Source organism: Clostridium sp. MCC344, from assembly GCF_018785365.1.
Taxonomy (GTDB): Bacteria; Bacillota; Clostridia; order Lachnospirales; family Lachnospiraceae; genus Pilosibacter.
On record NZ_WQPQ01000114.1, the window covers coordinates 74,297 to 75,107 of the forward strand.

Consider the following 811-nt stretch of genomic DNA (forward strand, 5'->3'; position numbering starts at 1 on the left):
TGGCCGCTCCGACTGGTACTACTTTGATGTAGACGGCTGGATGGAAGACGGCTGGTTATACCGGAACAACAACTGGTATTATCTCCATACTCAGTATGACAACACAAGAGGACGCATGTACACCGGCTGGCATGAGATCGACGGCAAGTGGTATTACTTCAACACAGCATCTGACAAGGGAACTCTTGGCGCAATGCTTGCGAACACCACAACACCGGATGGGTATCAGGTAGACGCAAATGGAGCATGGATCCGGTAATTCCGGCAGGAAACCTTCATGGCTCACCGGGCGCGGGACCCTCATAGCAGCCATATTTCTTCTGGGACTGGGAATTTTCCTGTACCCGCATATCTGTGACTGGTACTATCAGTATCAGTTCAACAAGGCGATTGCGGCGTATGACCGGTTTCAGGGGATCGACTGCGAAGGAATGATCCAGGCGGCCCGAGAGTACAATGAAAGACTTGCAAAGAAAGAGGAACAGTTTCTGGTTCCCGCAGAGGAACGGGAGGAGCTTGACCACCTTCTGGATCCATGGGGAACAGGGATGATGGGATATGTGGACATTCCGAAGATCGGGGTCCACATTCCCATTTACCACGGGACGGAAGGGCGGGCGCTTCAGTCGGGCGCCGGTTTCTGGTATGGGACAAGCCTGCCGGTGGGCGGTGAAAATACCCATTGTGTGCTGGCCGCCCATAACGGTCTTGTGAAGGCGAAGCTGTTCACTGACCTGGACAAACTGGAAGTGGGAGATCGGTTCACTCTGGATGTCTTAAACGAGACATTCACGTATGAGGTGGATCAGAT

The 811-nt window shown here is 53.0% G+C and carries 1 protein-coding gene and 1 pseudogene; both read left to right on the top strand.

Going from position 1 to position 811, the window contains the following annotated elements:
- Positions 1-259 (top strand): annotated as a pseudogene (locus tag GPK90_RS18365) (hypothetical protein); the annotation flags it as partial.
- The coding region (locus tag GPK90_RS18370; protein WP_215703627.1) for a class C sortase at positions 240-811 on the top strand (572 nt) is incomplete at its 3' end. The pseudogene GPK90_RS18365 and the gene GPK90_RS18370, both read left to right, overlap by 20 nt.